Source organism: Exiguobacterium sp. s48 (genome assembly GCF_018617395.1).
Classification (GTDB): Bacteria; Bacillota; Bacilli; order Exiguobacteriales; family Exiguobacteriaceae; genus Exiguobacterium.
In genome coordinates this window covers 1,579,569-1,599,052 of the sequence record NZ_JACSKC010000001.1, presented here as the reverse complement: position 1 = coordinate 1,599,052, position 19,484 = coordinate 1,579,569, and the positions used below count along the sequence as shown (strand labels likewise).

11 protein-coding genes, 1 riboswitch and 1 other annotated feature are annotated in these 19,484 nt (G+C 49.6%); of the genes, 9 read left to right on the top strand and 2 right to left on the bottom strand.

Annotated features, from left to right (window positions below; translation table 11 throughout):
* Window positions 1-30 precede the first annotated feature (30 nt).
* Window positions 31-609, top strand: a complete 579-nt coding sequence (locus KNO66_RS08040) for a DUF3885 domain-containing protein (RefSeq protein WP_214741929.1) — start codon at window positions 31-33, stop codon at window positions 607-609.
* Window positions 606-837, bottom strand: a binding site (T-box leader). It overlaps the preceding gene by 4 nt.
* 49 nt (window positions 838-886) lie before the next feature.
* On the opposite strand, the gene KNO66_RS08035 is transcribed toward KNO66_RS08040, so the two are convergent.
* On the bottom strand, window positions 887-1,153 hold the full coding sequence (locus tag KNO66_RS08035) for a hypothetical protein (protein ID WP_214741928.1): 267 nt from the start codon (window positions 1,151-1,153) through the stop codon (window positions 887-889).
* Between the two features lie 12 nt (window positions 1,154-1,165).
* Window positions 1,166-3,397 carry a C40 family peptidase gene (locus KNO66_RS08030; RefSeq protein ID WP_353048548.1) on the bottom strand — a complete coding sequence of 744 codons (2,232 nt, stop codon included), beginning with the start codon at window positions 3,395-3,397 and terminating at the stop codon, window positions 1,166-1,168.
* Window positions 3,398-3,560: 163 nt separating this feature from the next.
* Here KNO66_RS08030 and KNO66_RS08025 point away from each other — a divergent pair, with 163 nt between their 5' ends.
* The 8 genes from KNO66_RS08025 to KNO66_RS07990 all read left to right on the top strand — a co-directional run bounded on the left by KNO66_RS08025 (window position 3,561) and on the right by KNO66_RS07990 (window position 19,473).
* Window positions 3,561-3,935, top strand: coding sequence for a nuclear transport factor 2 family protein (locus KNO66_RS08025; protein ID WP_251127321.1), 375 nt, complete (start codon window positions 3,561-3,563; stop codon window positions 3,933-3,935).
* A 169-nt stretch (window positions 3,936-4,104) separates the two neighbouring features.
* Window positions 4,105-5,415, top strand: a complete 1,311-nt coding sequence (locus KNO66_RS08020; protein WP_214741926.1) for an Ig-like domain-containing protein — start codon at window positions 4,105-4,107, stop codon at window positions 5,413-5,415.
* A 51-nt stretch (window positions 5,416-5,466) separates the two neighbouring features.
* Window positions 5,467-5,913, top strand: a complete 447-nt coding sequence (locus KNO66_RS08015; RefSeq protein WP_214741925.1) for a hypothetical protein — start codon at window positions 5,467-5,469, stop codon at window positions 5,911-5,913.
* 112 nt (window positions 5,914-6,025) lie between these two features.
* Entirely contained in the window at window positions 6,026-8,659 is a 2,634-nt protein-coding gene (locus tag KNO66_RS08010) for a S8 family peptidase (RefSeq protein WP_214741924.1), read from the top strand.
* A gap of 751 nt (window positions 8,660-9,410) precedes the next feature.
* Complete coding sequence (locus KNO66_RS08005) at window positions 9,411-12,293, top strand: Ig-like domain-containing domain (RefSeq protein WP_214741923.1); 2,883 nt, start codon at window positions 9,411-9,413, stop codon at window positions 12,291-12,293.
* 362 nt (window positions 12,294-12,655) lie between these two features.
* Window positions 12,656-12,889, top strand: coding sequence for an Ig-like domain-containing protein (locus KNO66_RS08000; RefSeq protein ID WP_214741922.1), 234 nt, complete (start codon window positions 12,656-12,658; stop codon window positions 12,887-12,889).
* Window positions 12,890-13,192: 303 nt separating this feature from the next.
* Window positions 13,193-13,269: riboswitch (cyclic di-GMP riboswitch) on the top strand.
* Between the two features lie 13 nt (window positions 13,270-13,282).
* Window positions 13,283-14,050 carry a transglutaminase-like domain-containing protein gene (locus tag KNO66_RS07995; protein ID WP_214741921.1) on the top strand — a complete coding sequence of 256 codons (768 nt, stop codon included), beginning with the start codon at window positions 13,283-13,285 and terminating at the stop codon, window positions 14,048-14,050.
* Window positions 14,051-14,166: 116 nt separating this feature from the next.
* Window positions 14,167-19,473 carry a SpaA isopeptide-forming pilin-related protein gene (locus KNO66_RS07990; RefSeq protein ID WP_214741920.1) on the top strand — a complete coding sequence of 1,769 codons (5,307 nt, stop codon included), beginning with the start codon at window positions 14,167-14,169 and terminating at the stop codon, window positions 19,471-19,473.
* Window positions 19,474-19,484: the final 11 nt, after the last annotated feature.

Below are 19,484 nucleotides of genomic sequence, written 5' to 3'. Positions count from 1 at the left end.
TATAATGGATAGTAGAAAGGGGATATGCCGATGTCAGTTTTACGACCTGACCAATTTTCAGGCGAAGCGTTGACCGAGCACATCGAACTCGAGGACATGCTGTCACCTTACCTTGGTATTAAATCCGATGAACTGAATCTTGAATATTTTGAGGCTGTTGTTCGTCATGCCCAGCAATTGTTTGATGCGTTGTTCGAAGAGGGTGACCCCATCCGGATCGTTTGGCATGTATATGGACAGCCCGTCAAACCGACCCGTCTGTTCCGTTACATCCGGGACAAATCGGTACGCTTCAAGACGACCGCCACATCGTGCATGTTCGATGACGAACCGTTATGGATGTTCACGGTGCCGGTAGCGGACAAGTCCGCAATCCGTGTGCGACCGCTCCTCGAGGCGATTTGTTATCAAGATTTTTATACGAAATCGAAACCGCGTTTGAACGGAGAATTCACAACGTACCCTCTCGTTCAGTTCATCCACGAACGAGAGGGGCACGTCTTGTTCGTATACGATGACCGCGGTGCGTATATCCGTGGTACGTCACCAGCCCACCTCCAATCGCTCAAACAAAAAATCTCCCCGTCCCACATGCCCAATCGGACATGAAGGACGAGGAGATTCCCCGTGTTGCCACCTTCGTTGAAAGACGCCTTGTCTTCCCACTCATCGCGAACCATCATTCGCTGTCCCCGATAACGGGAGGACCCGTCAGAGCCTACATGTCGGTCTGAACGCTCAAAAGCCCATTCACGCAAGGCACGACACCGGTTCGCATCGACCACCGGCTTTCTGAAGACGTCCCTTCGCGCTACTCTTCTTTCTCATCGCGAGTTCGTATGAATGTTATCGTTACTTTAACGGGATAAAGATGCGTTGTCAAGCATCATTTGATCGAAGCGTGCTCCACCGGACGTTTTCCGATGAACGTGAACGTGATCCCCAATGCCAGGAGGGGAAGGAGCCACCACTTCGTAAAGAAGAAGAGGGTGCCCCGATACATGAACCACTCCATGCCCCAGTAGGCAATCAGTGTGATCAAGGGAGCGAAAGACAAGCGCTTCAGGTGCAGTGCGATGGCGACGCCTAGTCCGATCGTCAACGTTGGAACGATCACGAGTTGCCATAAGAACGGATCGATATAGTCAAACATGGAGCATCCCCCTTATAACGATTTGTATCCTAAGAAGTATGGGCGCCACATCGGGTCGTGAATCGAGTTGATTTGAAGCATCTCGCCCCCGGCATGGATGAAGAACTCGTCATCGAGCATGATGCCGATGTGGGATGGGCCCGATTTGTACGTGCCGGCGAAGAAGATGATGTCTCCGCGACGACCACTCGTGATGCCTGTCCGTTTGTTCTTGAAGTGTCCGCTATACCAATAGCCCGACACGTTCGTGCGCCCGCCGATCTTCCCGGCCTGGTTCGTCGCATAATGGATGAGACCGGAACAGTCGAATCCACCGTTCAGTGGTGACTGCGAGCCCCATGTGTACGGCGTTCCGAGATGTTTCACGGCAACGGCAATCATGCGTTCTCTTTGTGAGGTATCGCGTTTTTTTAACAAGGCATCCTGCTTGATGCGGATGTCTTTCGTCTTGACGTAGACGGGGCGCCAGTCGTACTGGATGAGATACGAGTCGCCACTCTTCCCGCGTGGGTAGATGCGACGTCCGGCATCGAGATAGCCGATCGGACGGGTGTCGTTCGGGTTTGCATAGAACGGTGTCTTCTTCGTCGTCCGGTAGTGGGCGGCCGTATAGACGCTCGCCGGCTGAATCGCCTTCGGTTTCGTCTCGGCGATATATGGGTTCAACACGTATACGCGTTTCCCGGACGGAAGACGAACGTGCCAGAAGTCGGCATCGATCGAGCGGAGTCCGACGAGTTTCGTTCCACGTGGCAATGTGCCGGCCGGACGACCATATGCAACGTCAGCCGAGAAGTACGGTGTCCCGTTGAATTGCGTATAGAAGACCGTTCCTGCCTTTGGCTTCGCGGTCGGTTTCGAGACGGCGAGGTAGCCGGTCGCGACATAGCGATATGCCCCGTTCAGACGGATGCGCGTGTAGTACCCACTCGTCCCGTATGTTTCGATGAGTTGACCGCGTTTTAATGAACCAACCTGTTTCACGACAGAGGTCGAGGCGTATACTTCCACCTCGTCATAACGACTGTAACGCTTCCCGGTCGACTCGAAGCGAGGCGGTTTCTTCGTACTTGTCACACTCGTCGGGACGAAGTAGTAGTTCCCTTTCGTGAAGATACGGGTATAGCCTCCTCGGGTGCCATAGATATAGACGAGTTGTCCACGCTTCAGGGACAAGGTCGTCTTGGATGATTTCATCGTCCGAGCATAGACAGGTGTATTCTTCGTGATGTAGCGCTCACCAGTTTTCAAATATGGCGGTTCCGTCGTTCCGAGTGATGCGGATTCGACGAAGACATATTGTCCGTTGTAATAGATACGGGTGAACAAATCATCTGTCCCATAGATGCTGACGAGTTGACTCCGTTTGAGTGAGCCGACTACGTGTTTCTTGTCTGTGTCTAAATAAATCGATACCTCTTTTTGAGCATAACGACTCCCCGTTTTAGCGTAGCGGGGCATCTTCGCGGCTAATACGTCTCGGTTCATATACACATATGCGCCGTTTTGATAGAGGCGGGCCATCGAGCCATTCGTTCCATATACACTTACTCGTTTGCCTCGGACAATCGTCCCGACGATCTCACCGTCTTCATTCATATATGAAGATGTCGTCAGAACGAATTGTGAGTCCGTCTTAAATGGAATCCGATTCGTCATCGAGAGCGGGATATATCCGATCTCCCCATTCAAATTGATACGCAACTGTCCATCGACGAGGAAGCCGTTCAAGGTTTGCCCGGCTTCGAGCTCGGCGATTGTTTCCCCGTCTGGTTCGGACAAGACGAGCGCACCTGCTTTCGCGTAACGGGTCACAGTCTCCGGGGCCGTCTCTCCGAGGGCGTCACGAGAAACATATGTCCCGTCCGTCGTGAGAAGTAGATCGCCTTCGATGTCGAAGACGTCGACCGCTGTCCCGATGGGGAGTGTCTTAACAAGGTTTCCTGCCTCATCGAGCGCATCTGTTTCGGTGTGGACGTAACGTGTGACGGCATAAAGGACGTCGTCGTTTCGAACGAATCCTGTTTGAGAAGCGATGGTAACAGCCGTATGCGTTTCGGTAGAAGTTGAGATTTCCACACGTTCCGGTTGATTGGTCACTAAGAGAACCATTGATTCGTCTGGATCAGCATAAAGGGTCGTGCCAGCACGAAGCATGGCGTCTGACCCGACCGCCTGTGCGGTAAGCGTCCAAAGTAGGGTAAAGAAAAAGAGCAAACTGAAGATTCGTTTCAATATTTCCACCTCGGTTCATGAAATTTACAATTTTTAGTATATCCTTTATAAATGCGAAAAAGGTTGCATATTTCGATAAAAGGGAAATGATTGAGAGATTCAGCGCTCGGCATTCCGCTCGTTCGTTTGCGGTCATCTGTGCTATGATAAACGGGGAAAGGAAGGGACAACTATGGAGACACTCAACATGAAACAACTTTCTGACGACCGGTCGGCCCATCAGGTGGCCGGCGATCTCGACGCGATGCGGGCGCTCATGCACGACTCGTTCCGATATGTCGATTCGAGCGGGCGTCAGTTCGATAAAGAGACGTTCTTAGACCAGTACGTCGACCCGACAGCGATTCAATGGATCGCACAGGACACGGTCACGTTCGATGAGACGGTACGCGGCGACCTCGCTGTCGTCCAACTCTTGTTAGAAGAGAAGTTCATCATCGGCACGAACGCCTACGAAGGTCGGTTCTGGATGCTTCATCTTTATGTGAAAGAAGATGGCGTCTGGTTATGGCAAGGCGGACAGGCGACGATGATTAACGAAGGCTAAGCGTTCAGGCACTCCAAACAGTGGGGTGTCTTTTTTTATTAAATGAAGGAAATGTGAATTTGAAAAAATTATACCTATTTTAGAAAATTTATGTACCCTTTTGAAAAAGGACAGATTATAATAATTTTGTAAACGATTGTCATTATTCTTGAGGGGGACCCTACTTATTATGAAGCAACCGAAATATGCAGCACTTTTCCTTGCGGGCACACTCGCATTCGGAGGTATCGCGCCTTCGACAATCGTCAACGCAGAAACGACGGAAGACGTTACTGCTCCTGACGCACCTGTATTATCGGCACCATACCACACATCGACATCACTCACGATCACTGGTGAAGTGGCTGCGAAAGCGGAGATCTTGATCAACGGTAAGACGTACGTCCGTACCATCTTAGAAGGTGGCGAGGCCGTCTTCAAGATGTCACCACAATCGGTCGGCAAAGTTATCGACGTCCGTCTCGTCGACGCGAGCGGCAACGTGAGTGACACGACACGCGCCATCGTCGCAGAAGATCCAGAAGCACGTCCTGACGCACCGGTCATCAAACCGTTGACAGAGACGTCACGTGAAGTGCGCGTCGTCGGGGAGCCGGGACAATACGTCGAGCTCTCGATCGGCAGCAGCACGTATAAAGGGAAGTTCGATGCGAACGGTCTCTACCGTCGTGGCATCGCGCCGCAACCGGCCTACTCATGGCTTTCGGCGAAGACGATCACGACGAAAGGCGCGACGAGCGACGTCTCGAAACGTAGCGTCTACAAAGACCGCGTCGCACCGAGAACGGCGACATTGACACAGTCCGTGACGGCGGCATCATATGGTGTCTTCGGAAAAGCCGAGCCGTATGCGACAGCCATCGTCAAGATTGGCACGAAGTCATACACGGCACCGGTCATGTCGACTGGGAAGTTCATCGTGAAGATCCCGCGTCAAGCGATGGGGCAGAAGATGTCACTCGTCATCCGTGACGGTGCAGGCAACGTCAGCCAACCAAAAGCGATCACGGTACAGCACGCGCTCTACAACAACTTCCACCGTGTCTACTTTGAAGGGATGAAGGTGACGGTTCATAAAGAAGTCTTCTATGCAGATGCGACGACGAAGTATGCGGACACGTTCGTACCACTCTTCTTCGGACATCCGTCGAAGTCGGGCCTCGGGTTCCTCCTCAGTAGTTACACAGAGGACGGATCGGTCGCTGGATTTGAGAAGTTGACGCTCCGTGTCGGTCGTGCGACATATTCGCAAAACATCGACGAGTACGATGTCTATTATGACGAGTTCGACGACGGCTCGGTCGAAGAGTCATACTTGTTCGAACCAGATGCGAAACTCATCAGCTTCGTCGACAAGTACGTCCGTCCGGAAAACCGGATCACGGTCATGGTCCAAGGAACGGATTACGACCTCGAGTTCAACTTATCGGGTGCAGAGAAACGCGCATTTATCCAATCGCTTCAATACGCAGGATACTAATTCCTTAGGACCGGTGGAGACACCGGTCTTTTTGGTGAACGGAGTTGCAACATGAAAGACAAGCGAGATCTCATCTATTCGCTCAAACCCCTACCGGTTACACCTGTCTCATCGAATCGATTCATGTGGTGGATGAAAGCATTTCTTCTATTATTAATCCTCGGCTGGTGCATGACGATGCTGAACATCGTAAGTGAAAACTCGATGGAGCATTACCTGAAAAGGGAATACGGTGTCGAGCAGATCTATTATAAAGAAGAAGGACGCTTTTATTATGTAGTCGATCGCCAGTTCAAGTTCGAACGGTTCTCGAGCGCGACCGAAGACCACGGGTACTTACGGATCGAGCAGATCGACTATACCGACCGATACGGGAACAAGGTCGACTTTCGCTTCATGAAAGTCGCAGGGCTCTTCTTCGACCAAACCGACCACGAGACGAATCTGAAAGTGCTCGAACGTAAAAAGTTGAACAACGAACAATTATTTGAAGAATGAATCGAAATGTTTTAGAAATCTTTTTGTTACATTTTTGAAACATAAACCGATAAATAACGTAGAACAACGTGGAGCCAAACGCTTCACTATTTAGGAAAAGAGGGAAAAAGGTATGAAACAAGCTTTGCAACGCCTCGTTGCATTTGTATCGGTCCTCGCGCTCGTCGTGTCGCTCGTCCCAATGCGGACGATGGCAGCAGGTGCGGCCGATGTGAGCGGGGCCACTTTACTTACACCTGGACAGACTGTCGACTTTACGACAGGAACGGACACGGTGAACACATATTGGTACAAGATGGAGCGAGAAGCTTCATCTATGACACATATGGAGATTACGATGGAAGCGTCAGCCGTGACGAACATCTCAGTCTACCCGAGTGCTGAAATGGCAGCTGCTGATGAGACGTTCGATCGCTACCGGGCGAGTGCTGCACCGGACGCAGAGACGTCAGTCGCAAAAATCCAATTCCCATACGCATGGGAAGGTCCATACTACATCAAAGTAGAATACATGCCACTCGAGACGATCGATGAAGAGGGTGCGGTAACTCCACCGACGGCAGCCGATGTCTCACTTGGTTATAAATCAGTGAAACTCCCAGTGAAATATGAAGAAGGAAACGGAACGATGTGTCCGGTCGAATCATTGCTCCCGATGCCAGAGGATGGCGGGTTGCTCGAGTTGATTCGTCGCCTGCAAGAAGAGATTCTTGGTGCGTCGGAGGCGGGACGTCAGTTGGAGGCCCTCTACTATAAGTCGTCCCCGTACCTCGTCCGCAAATTAGCATTTGACAAACAGAAGCGGCAAGAGGCGTTGACGGACCTTCAGACGCTACGTCCGCTCATCACGTCACTCGTCAACAAAGAAAGCCACACCATCACGAAAAATGAAGCGGCTGCAATCAACCGCATGCACGCTTTGGTCAAATCAAGTGTACCGAGTGGAATCAAGTCGGAAGTGAATGACTTGGCTACATCGGTCGATATGACACGCCTTGCCGGTTCGACGGTGGAAGACGTGTTCGCTCAGATTGGAATGGAGCTTCAAACGGTAGATACACCACGTTATATCGTTAAATACAAATCACAACCATCGACATCGATCGGCAAGATGAATGCCATGACGGACGTCTCGGCAGAACGCATCTCGATCGGTCGTCCGGGCGACTACTTCGCGCTCGTTGATGTTGAGTCGGCAAGTACGAAGATGCAAGCAAAAGCGAAAGCGACATTGAACGCCGATTCGAACGTTGAGTTCATTGAACCCGTTCAGACGTACAAAGCGTTCGCGACGGATTCGAGCTATGAGTATCAATGGGCAATCAACGAGAAATCGGTCCTTCAACCGATGAAATATGCAGGTGTCGGGCTGGAAGGCTATGAGGCACTCCGTCTTCCAGGTCGTTCAATCAAAGTAGCCGTACTCGATACAGGTGTGGATGATCGTCTGCTCGACTTTAAAGGAAAAGTCGATGTCGCGAACGGAAAAGACTTCACGGACCCGAATGGGGATGGGAGCTCTCGTGATGGGAACGGTCACGGGACGCACGTTGCCGGTGTCATCGGAGCAGTACGGGACAACGGTGTCTCGATGCGTGGAATGGTACCGAACGTATCCATCTTGCCTGTTAAAGTACTTGGTGCAGACGGGACGGGAGATACGGATCAAATCGCACTTGGCATTAAGTATGCCGTCGATGCGGGAGCAAAAGTCATCAACATGAGTCTCGGTGGCGGTGAAAGCCGGACGATCGGTTACATGTTGAAGTATGCCTATGACCGCGGTGTCGTCGTCGTGGCGGCAACGGGGAATGAAAGTGAACCGGAAGTATCTTATCCGGCTTCTTCGAAGTATACGATCTCGGTCGGAGCGACGAACTCGCTTGGAATCGTGACGGATTATTCAAACTATGGGTTTGGTGTCGATGTCGTGGCACCAGGTTCGAAAATCGCGAGCCTTGTCCCAGATGGGAACGTCGTGTATTTGGACGGGACGAGCATGGCGACGCCACACGTCACAGGCGTCGTGGCACTCTTGAAATCACAACACCCGACCCTCACGGTCGAGTCGATCCGTACGCTCTTGCAACGGACGGCTGACCCGGTCGCCTTCTCAGGCGGAGACGTACCGGAAATACCGGTAGACCCGGAAGACGATTGGGACTTTGAAGAGACAGGTGTCTCGTTCACGTTGCCTGTTTCGTATTATGATGTATTAGGTGGTTACGGCAAGGTGAACCTTCATCGCGCCGAATCGATGCTTCGCTTGAATGCGAACCGTGCGGTCGTGGCGGAAAATGCGGCGAACTTCAAAGTGAACGTGAAGTCAGGTACGGTCGTCTCCGTTTATAACGGCGATCAAGTCGTCGGACGCGGGACGGCGAAGCAAGCCGTCGCATCGTTTAAGATGAAACCACAATCTGCAGGGACGGTCTTGCGTGTCGTCTACACGAACGGCAAGTATCAGTCGACGGAACGGTTGATCGTGGCAGCAGGCAAGCGTCCGGCCAGTCCGTCGGTCACAACGCTCCGTGCTGGCGCGAGAGCGGTGTCTGGTAAAGCGACACCGGGTATGACGATTGTCGTTCGCAATGCGCAGCGCCAATTGTTCGGGACGGCGATGATTCGTCCGGACGGCACATACAGTATCAAGACGCGGGCTCTCCGCAAAGGAGAATCCATTTACGTCCACGTGGAAGATTTGAACGGCCGTGCCGGACAAATGACACGCGCAATCGTCAAATAAGCTAGTTCCAACAGGAGACGGGGATGCCGATGGGCATCCCCGTCTTTTTGCATAGGTTGCGAGTCGCTGTCGAGAAGATCAGACGAGGTTCGGATGATAGAAACGTAGATCGTGAAGAAAAAACGGCGTCAGGTGGATACGATTCGCCTGTCATCGGGTAGGTCGAAAGTCCTCGGAGGACGGGAGAAGGCTGAAACGAGAGGCGCAGATGAGATAAATGGAACACATCTAATACTTTTGGATAACTTTGGTTTTGTTAAACAGGTCAATGATTTTATGAGTTGGAAATAACTAAGGTAAACATTGGACTTTAAGAATCAATATTGTAAATTAAATACTAAAGGTAATTAATGGTATAAAAATGGTTTTCAGCAATCAAAACCGATTAAATCGCTTTAAATCAACAAAAATCGACGCGTTTCGACATTTCCAAAAAAGGTAAACTTAAAAATGAATTAAACTAAAATATCCAAAATTCAAAAACGTTACCATTTTTGCGAAAAAAAACGCTTGTGTCGCTTGGAAGTGTTATGTATATTATGGATGTAAGGTTTTCCAAGAACAGTCTTGGTAAATTGTTCAAGATGATTCTTGCAAAGACTTCTATCGGGGGAGAACGCCCGGTCTACAGAAGAGTCGGTTACATAATCATTAGTACTTTATTCATTGTTATGGATACATGACTCCGAACGAGATCGGTTGGGCGAGGACGGTAGAAAAACCTATCTACCTAAGGGAGGATTTACATCAAATGGCTAAGAAGAAACAATTCGTTACTGCAGCGGCAGCGTTCGCAGTAGCAGCATCAGCAGTAGCGCCTGCAATCACAGCAGACGCAGCATCATCAACAGTCCGTCTTTCATCGGACTACGTACGCGGCGGGGACCTCGACGCGGCACTTGACAAAGAGTACAAAGGTAGCGAGATCTACTGGTACAAATCGTCAATCGACATGAACAAACTTGGCGTGTTCCAAACTGCTAAAGGTTTTGTAAAAGGCCAAGGCATCCGCGTTGAGAAAAAACTTCGCGTTTTGAACCACGCACAAGATATCCAACCTGAAGAAATCGTCCTCGAAGAAGGCGTTCCTGCATCAGGTCTTCGTATTCAGCCAGTTCTCTTCGCAGACGGCGTGAAATACAACAAAGTTGTCACATACGCTGGTTTCTCAACTGAGAAAGCTGGAGAGTTCGAAGGAACATTCACTTACTCGAACAAAGCATTCGGCGTTGTAACAAAAACAGTTAAATACAAAGTAGTTGCTTCGAAAGTAGAACTTTCTGAAGTGAAGAGCGAAGTTATGGACGACGTTCTCTCAGTAACTGCTGACGTGAAAAACCTCAAAGACGGCGAAAAAGTTGAACTCGTTGTGTACGCTAACCGCGACATGAACGCAGCTCTTCCAGCTGTTCAAGCAGAAGTTAAAGACGGAAAACTTTCAGTTAAGTCTGGTACACTTCCTGCAGGTAACCACTCATTCATCCTCCGTTCAGGCGAAGTGAAGACTGACGTTATGAATTTTGTTGTCGAAACACCAATGGTTAAAGAAGTTAAAGCGATCAACCTTAAGCAAGTTGAAGTTAAATTCAACAAGGAACTCGACAAAGCAACTGCAGAAACAAAGACTAATTACTCGTTGAAAGTAGGTTCAACTACAGTTAACCCAACTGCAGCTGAAGTTACTTCAGAAGGCACAGTTCTTCTTACCTTTGCTGAGCAGGGACAATCAACAGATGCAACGCTCACAGTTAAAAATGTGAAGACTGCTAAAAATGTAGTAATCGCTGATGCTACTAAAGATGTTCGTTTCCTTGACATCGTTGCTCCAACTGTAGGAGAGATTTCAGTAGTAGCTCCACGTATTATTCGTGTGAACTTCTCTGAACCATTAAAATCAGCACCTACGTTCAAATTGAACAACGGTCAAACAGCAATCGTTTCTACAGAATGGGTTGAAGGTCAAGACTACGCAGACCTTACAATTGGAATTGATCCTGAAAACGGTTCATCACATTCACTTGAGATTTCTGGTGGAGCGGATTACGCTGGATTCAAGATTGATGCTGTAACGAAAACATTCGTTTACCAAACAGATGCTACTGCACCTAAAGCTATGATTTCAAAAGTTGTTGATAACAACACAGTTGAAATTAAGTTTGATAAAGAAATCAATGCTTCGACATTGACTTCAAACCTTGAAATCTTCCACACTGTTAAAGGTGCGTCTGGATACAAAGCATCAGCAGTGACATCACTTAAATCTGGTACTAATGACACGATTGTAGTTGACTTCCCAGTAGTGTTCCCTGAAGGTCAAGTGAAATTCTTCTTGGGCTACGCTGACGATAAAGACACGCTTGTTCAAGATAAGTGGGGCAACAAATTTACTGCAACTGAATTGTCTGCAGTGTATGCAGCTGATACTGTAGCGCCTACACTTGTATCTGTTGAAGGTAAAACTAAAACAACAATCGAACTTAAGTTCAGTGAAGAAGTGACTGAAGCTTCAGCTAAATTGGCGGGTAACATTGTTCTCACTGACGCTGACAATAAAGTTGTTGCACAATCTGCAACACTTGGTGAAGATGGCAAAACAGTAACGTTGACTGCAACTGCTGACCTTGCTGGTGGAAACTACAAAGTGACTGTGAAGAATGTTGTCGATGCTTCAAACAATAAGATTGCTGAAGTTTCACGCACATTCTACGTCAATGACATGGTTGCTCCAACAGTGATCGAAGACGCTGACCTTTTAGCTGGAAACAAAAAAGTTAAAATTAAGTTTAGCGAAGCGATGAACGCTGCTTCAATCACAGACAAGTCGAAATATAAACTTGCTGACGCTGACCTTGATTCTAAAGTGACAATCACAGCTGTTGATGGTAACAAAGCAGTTATCCTTGACTTCTCTGCTACTAATGAAACATCACTTGCTGATGCTAACATCACGGTTGGACGTGTAGCAGATGCTACTGGTAACTTAACAGCTAATTTCTCAAACCCTGTTAAGGTTGCTGCAGCTCAATCTACTGTCGCTGCTAAAAAAGTAGAAGTTACTGCAAAACGTACTGTAAAAGTCTACTTTGATGAAGTGATCACTGGTGCAGTTGCAGGAGATTTCATCGTAAACGATGGAACAAAAGACTTAGGTACAACTAATCTTGTTAATTCAATTGTTGATGGCAAGTCGGTTATTACACTTACTGTAGACGGAGACTTAGCTTACGACGCAGCTGGAGTTACAGTTTCTTCTGCAACTGAAGTAAATGCTAAAAACAATGATGGTCTTCTTGTAGCATTTACTGATAAAGTAGCTGATGACAAGTTCGCACCTGAAATTAGTGTTGCTGAATTTACCGATGGCGTTGCTGCAAACGATCAAGATCTCTTGGCAGTTAAATTCACGGAGTCACTTTACGTTCCTTCAGTTCAAGATTCAGACTTCACAGTCGCTGGCCGTGTGATTGAAGAAATTTCAGTTGATGCTGATACAAACACAGTGACATTGAAACTTAAAGCTGATGGAAATGCTGATAGCGCTACACCAGCTTCAGTCTCAATCGTAGGATCTGTTGAAGATGCGAAACGTAACGCTAAGACTTCACAAGTCTTCACAGGGATTATTATTAAATAAGAATGAAACGCTATCCGTATCCTCGAGGTTTGAACGACCTCTAGGATACGAACCGGATGACGACACAAACTAGTAGTCACTCTGATGATCTCTTAGCCCCCCTTCCATACTGAAGAAGGGGGGGTTTTTGTGCTCATTATTTTCGAGGTAAAGGAATAATTAAATGCTAACAAAATTCATAAATTGGAATTTTTGTCTGTTGGTGAAAATTTAGTAACTGTATTTACGATTCTGTAAAAGCACCGGGACGTTATAAGAAATCCTTAACACTCACATGTGGAAAGTACTATGTTTCTTTGAATCGTGGTTATTGGAAGAGTGATAATGGGAAGTAATTGTTGAAAGTCACTTCTACACATCTCTTGCCAACCGTATCAGTAAATAAAGTTACAGTTGGCTCGATGAAAGTGAGTAGCAAGACCGAGAAACGAGCGACCGTCACGATGACGATTGGGAAAAAGTCGTATAAGCGAACGGCTGATGCGAAAGGGAATTACTCGTTCTCGATCAACAAACAAAAAGTAGGGACGTCAATCAAGGTGACGAGCAAGAATAAATATGGCTCTTCGATAAAATCGATTAAGGTCAGCAAATGATGACAAACCACACTTTTCAAATAGAGAGGTGTGGTTTTATTATGTCTTATCATCAATCACCACTTGAAATTGGATGATCGCTTAATGATGTTGCCATGATGTAGGTCTGTAATGACTCGTAACTTGGTGTTATTCATGTGAATGAATATGTAGAAACTATCTAATGGGGGTAATTGGTGATAAAAGGGTATAACTATTAGAGGTAAAAATCTTTGTGACTACTCCAACACATCCGTTACCATAAAATTAAAAAAACAGAAATCGTTTTCATATCTGATGTGCTAAGGTTGAGGCGTAAGACTTCACTGATAATGGCAAAACTACGCGAAAGCTAGTGACGCAAAGCTACAGGGCCTGTAAAATGGCAGCCAGTTTCCAAAGGAGGTTCGTCTCGTGAAGAAATTCTTCGCAGGGATATTGGTATTGTTGTTCGCACTGATTGTGGTGCGACCTGACACCGCTGACGCCGCAAGTGCGCGTGTCGATACACAGACGGGGAAAGTTGAAGTGTACGTCTCGAATCATGATACAGGAACGCTCAAGTTCGAGGTTCGACAAGGGGAGCAGGTTCGTACTTACGATGTCTATAAAGGAATGAATCATTTTAACGTCAACTTCGGGAATGGAGATTATACGTTTATGCTTTATCAGTCATCCGATGGGAAACGCTACAAACGTGTCTATCGTCTCCAAAAAACGGTACGCCTCTCTCATTCGACAGCACCGTACCTCCATTCCATTCAAAATGTCTCCATCGATTCTGCGACGTCGCGTCTCGCCTCGTCGTTGTCACGTTCATCATACTCCACTTCGACGCAAACGCTCGTGACGAGCCGTCACGTCAATCGACTCATTGACTATGACGACAACAAGCTCATGAAGCTCTCATCCACATATCTGCCGGATAATGCCGAAACGATTCGGACGAAACGGGGGATTTGCTACGACTTTGCGTCCTTGAACGCTGCACTCCTTCGTGCCCAAGGCATCCCGACCCGGCTTGTCATGGGAACGGCGAAAGGAATCAATGGCTATCATGCATGGAACGAGGTGTTCGTGAACGGAAAGTGGCGTGTCATCGATGTGACGCGTGACGTGACCGAGCGACGGACGACGACGTACCGCGACGCCTCTGACTATCGTGCCACACTCTATGATTGAATGACGACCAAGGTCCCTTCCTGAGAAGGCGGCCTTTTTTTGGTATGTTCTTTGAGGCGAATCTCCTTGTTCCACGTTTGTGATGTCTGCAAACAAAGACACAGGAGGAAACGCACATGAAACGATGGTTATCCATGGTCTTGACCATGTTGCTCGTCGTGCAGCCGTTCGCTGTCTCACGGATGGCGTATGCGGAAGGGGACCCGGTCATCACGGACCCGCAACCACCGGACAATCCGGTCATGACAATCACCGACAATATTTTGGACGCGTATACGATTCGGACGACCACGACGGAAAACGTCGAGGTGAGTACGGTCACGACGGACTCGATTGTCGAAATCAACTACAACTGGTCAATCCCGAACGGGCACAGCTACACGGACGGATCGACGTTTACGTTCCAGATGCCGAGTGAGTTGAAGGTGTATGACGCGGTCACGAATGAACCGCTGAACTTCAACGGTCAGTCGATGGGGACGTATTCGCTTGACCTTGATGGTACGGCGACGATGACGTTTAACGACAACGTCTACAAGTACTCGAACATCCAAGGGACGATTCAAGCCCTGACACAAGTGAAAGAGACGACCGAGATTTCAGAAGAGCGGACGGTCACGATCACCCCAATCGAGAACAAGCTCTCACACACGTTACCGGTCGGATTAAAAAATCCAGGGAAAGACATCACGAAAGCCGGTGTCGCCGACCGACCGTATAACCCGAGTTCCATCGAGTGGACGGTCGAGTTGAACAAAGGGCTGAAACGGATTGAGAATGCCCGTTGGACGGATGTGATTCCTGCTGGCCTGGCGTATCGCGCCGACAGTATGGAAGTAACCCGGCTCGTCATGGCGATGAACGGGAGCGTCATCCGTGAAGAACCGGTGACGGGTTTCACCGTCGACACGACGGATGGTCTTGCTATCGACTTCGGGACAATCCAAAATGCCTATCGTCTCACGTTCATCACGGACATCGTCGATGAAGAGGTGGCGACATTCAACAACGTCACAAATCTCGAAGGAACATCCTTCTCTAAAGCAACGGCCTCAGCGACGGTTGCTGCTGGGCGTGGGACGGAGCTTGAGAAACGGACTGCAGGCTATGACGATGTCAATCAGACCATTTCTTGGCAGTCAGACATCAACTTCCGTCAACGCACTTTAGGCTCGCTCGCGGTGAAGGACTTGTTCACCGACACGCATGAATTGGTCGACCTCACGTTGTATGAAGTGACGCTCGATGCCAATGGGAACATTTCGAATCGAGTGGAGGTTCCTGTGACGACAAGCAACATCACAGACACTGGACTCGAAGGATTTACGCTTGACCTTCCGAAGAACGGGACGGCGTATCAGCTCGACTATACGACACGTGCGAAGAATCGTGTCGTTACCTCAGGTAGTGTGACAAACACAATCGAAGTGAACGGCTGGAAGAAGTCGGCGACACAATCAATTGGACAAGCCGTCTTGCGAAAGACGCACAAGGCGCCCGATTATGCGGCGGAAACAATCGAATGGTCGCTCGAGTTGAACCGGGACAAGCGTGTGATGAACGATGTCGTCATCACGGACACGTTCCCGAACAACGGATTGACATTCATCGGAGATTCGCTGACAATCAGCGGATTGACGAAAGGAACAGACTATACGGTCACGCCTGACGCGAACGGCTTTACCATTCGCTTCAACGTACAATTGATCGACACACATAGCATCACGTATAAGACGGCGTTTGATTACCGCGAGCGTCTGGACGCGAACAATACGAGCTTCATCAACGAAGCGACCGTCGAGTGGGTCGATGAATCATCGAACGGTCGTACGGTGACGACGACGGATTCCGTCCAACCGGCATCGAACACGCGCAACAATGGATTCAAAGGTGGCACGTATAACGCCGTCACGAAGGACATCACTTGGAAAGTCGGGATTAACTATCATGAGTATGCGACGACGAACCTGACCGTCACCGACACATGGGAAGGGACGCAAATACCGGACAAGGATTCCTTCACCGTCGCGAAGATGACGCGCGGTAGTGGGGCGAATGCCTACTCCATTGATGCGACACCAATCCCATCGTCTGCTTACAACGTCATGTGGAGTGAGACGGGCTTTGTTCTGACGTTCAACGAACCGACGAGTGACGCATACGTCATCTCGTATGACACGAATATTGGTGATACGAAAATCGCACCGTCGTACAAAAACACGGCCGTCGTCACAGACGGGGCGACGGAGCTCGGGAACTTGCCGGCGACGGTGACGGTTCGTCATGGTGGCGAATACAACGAGAAGCGAGGCATCCAGCAAGGGAAGCTCATCGCCTGGACGATCGACATCAACTTCGGACAATCGTCGTTACAAAACGTCAAACTCCGTGACGTCCCATCGAACAATCAGGACATCCTGCTTGATTCGTTGAGCGTCTATGAGACGACAGTCGCTGCGAACGGTACGGTCACGAAGGCAGGGAAGCTGTCGACGGATGCGTACACGGTCCGAGCGATCCAAGAGATGGGGGAGTTCGAACTTACGTTCAACAATCCGATCGATCGCCCTTACATCTTAGAATATGACTCGTATATCCTGGCTGCGGTCGGGACGGATATCACGAACGACGTCTATTTGACGGCGGACGAGGTCTCCGAGAACACGACGACGAAACAATCGAAGGTCCGAGTCGCCCGCACGTCCGGAATGGGGACGGCGAGTGGAGAACTCGGTGAATTGACGATCACGAAGACGGATGAGTTGAGCGAGAAGAACTTGAGTGGGGCCTCGTTCGACTTGATCGATACGGGTAGTGGTCGTACCGTCCGTCGTGGCACGACAGGAACCGATGGAACATTGACGTTCGGTCGTCTTCTTTACGGGGACTATCGTCTAGTCGAAACGAAAGCGCCGGACGGTTATTTGATTTCGACGGCGTCTCGAAACATTACCATCGCGAAAGTGAAGGAAACGACGACCGTCAAAAACAACACGATTCGTCAAGACGTCGAATTGACGAAGACGTCGACTTCCGGCAAGGTGCTCGAAGGAGCAGAATTCACGTTATATGACGCTTCAGACAATATCGTTCGTCAAGGGCTTGTGACGGACAAGGACGGTAAGATCACCGTGAACGACCTCGAGCCGGGTATGTATGCCTTCGTCGAAACGAAAGCGCCGACGGGTCATCTTCTCGATGCGAAGAAGCATGGTTTCTCTATCGTGAAAGACCAACTGACAACAACAAAAGTCGGTGTACAGAACCAACCGTTCAAATCAATCGAATTGACAAAAGTCGATTGGAAGACGGGCTTGGCGCTACCAGGTGCCGTCTTTGACTTGAAAGACATGAACGGGAACACGCTCCGTAGTGGGCTCGCGGCCGATGCGTTCGGTGTCCTATTGATCGAGGATCTCAATCTCGGCACATACCAACTCGTCGAGACGAAAGCGCCGGACGGGTACGTGTTGCCCGAGAAGGCGTACACGTTCACGGTGACGCTTGAAAGTGACGCCGTTCAAAAAGACAACGTCAAAAATGAGACGATGAAGCGTGTGAAGCTGACGAAAGTCGACAAAGACACGAACGCCGTCCTTCAAGGCGCGGTCTTCACGTTATATAACAGCAAGAACGAAATCGTCCGTGACAACGTGACGACGGGAGCAGACGGAACGGTCGTCGTCGACCGATTGGACATCGGTACGTACACATTCGTCGAGAAGACCGCACCGACCGGCTACATCTTAGACAAGACACCACATGCGTTCACGGTCGAATACGGACAAGACGTCGATGAACAGATCACCATCACGAACGAGCAACAAAAGTCAGTTCGTCTCGTCAAGACAGATGGGGTGAACGGAACACGCCTCGCCAATGCGACGTTCTCGCTCTATCATCAGAGTGGTGTCCTCGTTCAGGCAGGATTGAAGACGGATGCGAACGGAGAGATCCGGGTCGATCGATTGAACCCTGGTGCGTATTATTTCCAAGAGACCATTGCCCCATCTGGATACATGCTAGACATGACGGCACGTCCGTTCATGCTCGTACGCGGAACGAACGACGTGACGGAAGTCTATGCAACGAACGATTCGTACAAAGCGGTCCGAATGACGAAAGTCGACTCGGAAACAGGCAATCGTCTAGCGGGTGCGACGTTCAAACTCGTCAACACGTTCGGAACGACGATCCGCGATGGACTGGTGACGGACGCGACGGGTGAGATTTATGTCAGCGGCCTCACACCAGGTAGCTATGCGTTTATCGAAACGAAAGCACCAGACGGTTACTTGCTCGATACGAAAGAGCACACGTTCAGCGTGGTAGCACGTCAAGCGGCACCGACGACACTCACTGTCACGAATGAACAGAAAAAGTCAGTCCGTCTCACGAAGACGGATGTCGCGACAAGCAATGTACTTCCGGGCGCGACATTTGACTTGATCGATGCGTCGGGTGACGTCGTCCGTGAAGGACTCGTCACAGATGCGTCTGGAGAGATCTTCGTTCGCGACCTTGATCCGGGCGACTATGCGTTCATCGAGACAAAGGCACCGGCAGGCTACATCTTAGATACGACAAAGCACGAGTTCACGCTCACAAGCGGGACGAATGAAGTTCTCGCGGTCGACGTGACGAACGACTCGTACAAAGCGGTCCGTCTCATCAAGACAGACAGTGAGTCTGGTGATGTGCTTTCAGGTGCGACGTTCAAGCTGTTGAATGGTAAAGGGGAACTCGTGAAAGCGGACCTCGTCACGAATGAAGACGGAGAGATTGTCGTCGAGGAGCTTGTCCCAGGTGATTATCAATTCGTCGAGACGAAGGCACCGAAGGGGTACTTCTTAGATGAAACATTGCATCCGTTCACGTTTGAGCGAGGTGATGTCGAGAAGACGGTCAAGGTTGAAAACGACCGTATCAAGACACTACTTGTCAAGAAAGTCGATGAAGAGACGGGCGAACCACTCGAAGGGGCTACGTTCACATTGACCGATGCAACCGGTGAGGTGTTCACCTTTACGACGGATGCGTCGGGCGAAGCGCGCGTGACCGATTTGAGACTCGGCACGTATACGCTCGTGGAAACTGAGGCGCCGTTCGGCTATGAGTTGGACGAGACGCCACGGGTGATCCGATTCGAGCGCGGTGGTGCGAACGAGCAACAGACCATCGTGGAAAACTCGGCAGTGTATTTCGAATTTGAAGAGCCTCAGATTCCAGGAGGGAGCGGAGAAAGCGGAAATGGTGACGCGGATACCGAATCGACTCTTGGAGCAGGCGACAATAAGAAATCGACATTGACGGAACGCCTCCCGTTCTTAGGGGGAGAGTCCTCAAATAGTTGGTGGATCGGCTTGTTGCTCCTTGTTATCGGGAGCGCCTTCTTATGGCGAACAAGACGGAAAGCCGTTTGAGTCAAAGTCGT

Excerpts from the sequence above, each read along its gene's own strand:
- KNO66_RS08035 (WP_214741928.1), bottom strand. The coding sequence starts at position 1,153 with ATGTTTGACTATATCGATCCGTTCTTATGGCAACTCGTGATCGTTCCA.
- KNO66_RS08015 (WP_214741925.1), top strand. The coding sequence starts at position 5,467 with ATGAAAGACAAGCGAGATCTCATCTATTCGCTCAAACCCCTACCGGTT.
- KNO66_RS08025 (WP_251127321.1), top strand. The coding sequence starts at position 3,561 with ATGGAGACACTCAACATGAAACAACTTTCTGACGACCGGTCGGCCCAT.
- KNO66_RS08005 (WP_214741923.1), top strand. The coding sequence starts at position 9,411 with ATGGCTAAGAAGAAACAATTCGTTACTGCAGCGGCAGCGTTCGCAGTA.
- KNO66_RS08010 (WP_214741924.1), top strand. The coding sequence starts at position 6,026 with ATGAAACAAGCTTTGCAACGCCTCGTTGCATTTGTATCGGTCCTCGCG.
- KNO66_RS08020 (WP_214741926.1), top strand. The coding sequence starts at position 4,105 with ATGAAGCAACCGAAATATGCAGCACTTTTCCTTGCGGGCACACTCGCA.
- KNO66_RS08040 (WP_214741929.1), top strand. The coding sequence starts at position 31 with ATGTCAGTTTTACGACCTGACCAATTTTCAGGCGAAGCGTTGACCGAG.
- KNO66_RS07990 (WP_214741920.1), top strand. The coding sequence starts at position 14,167 with ATGAAACGATGGTTATCCATGGTCTTGACCATGTTGCTCGTCGTGCAG.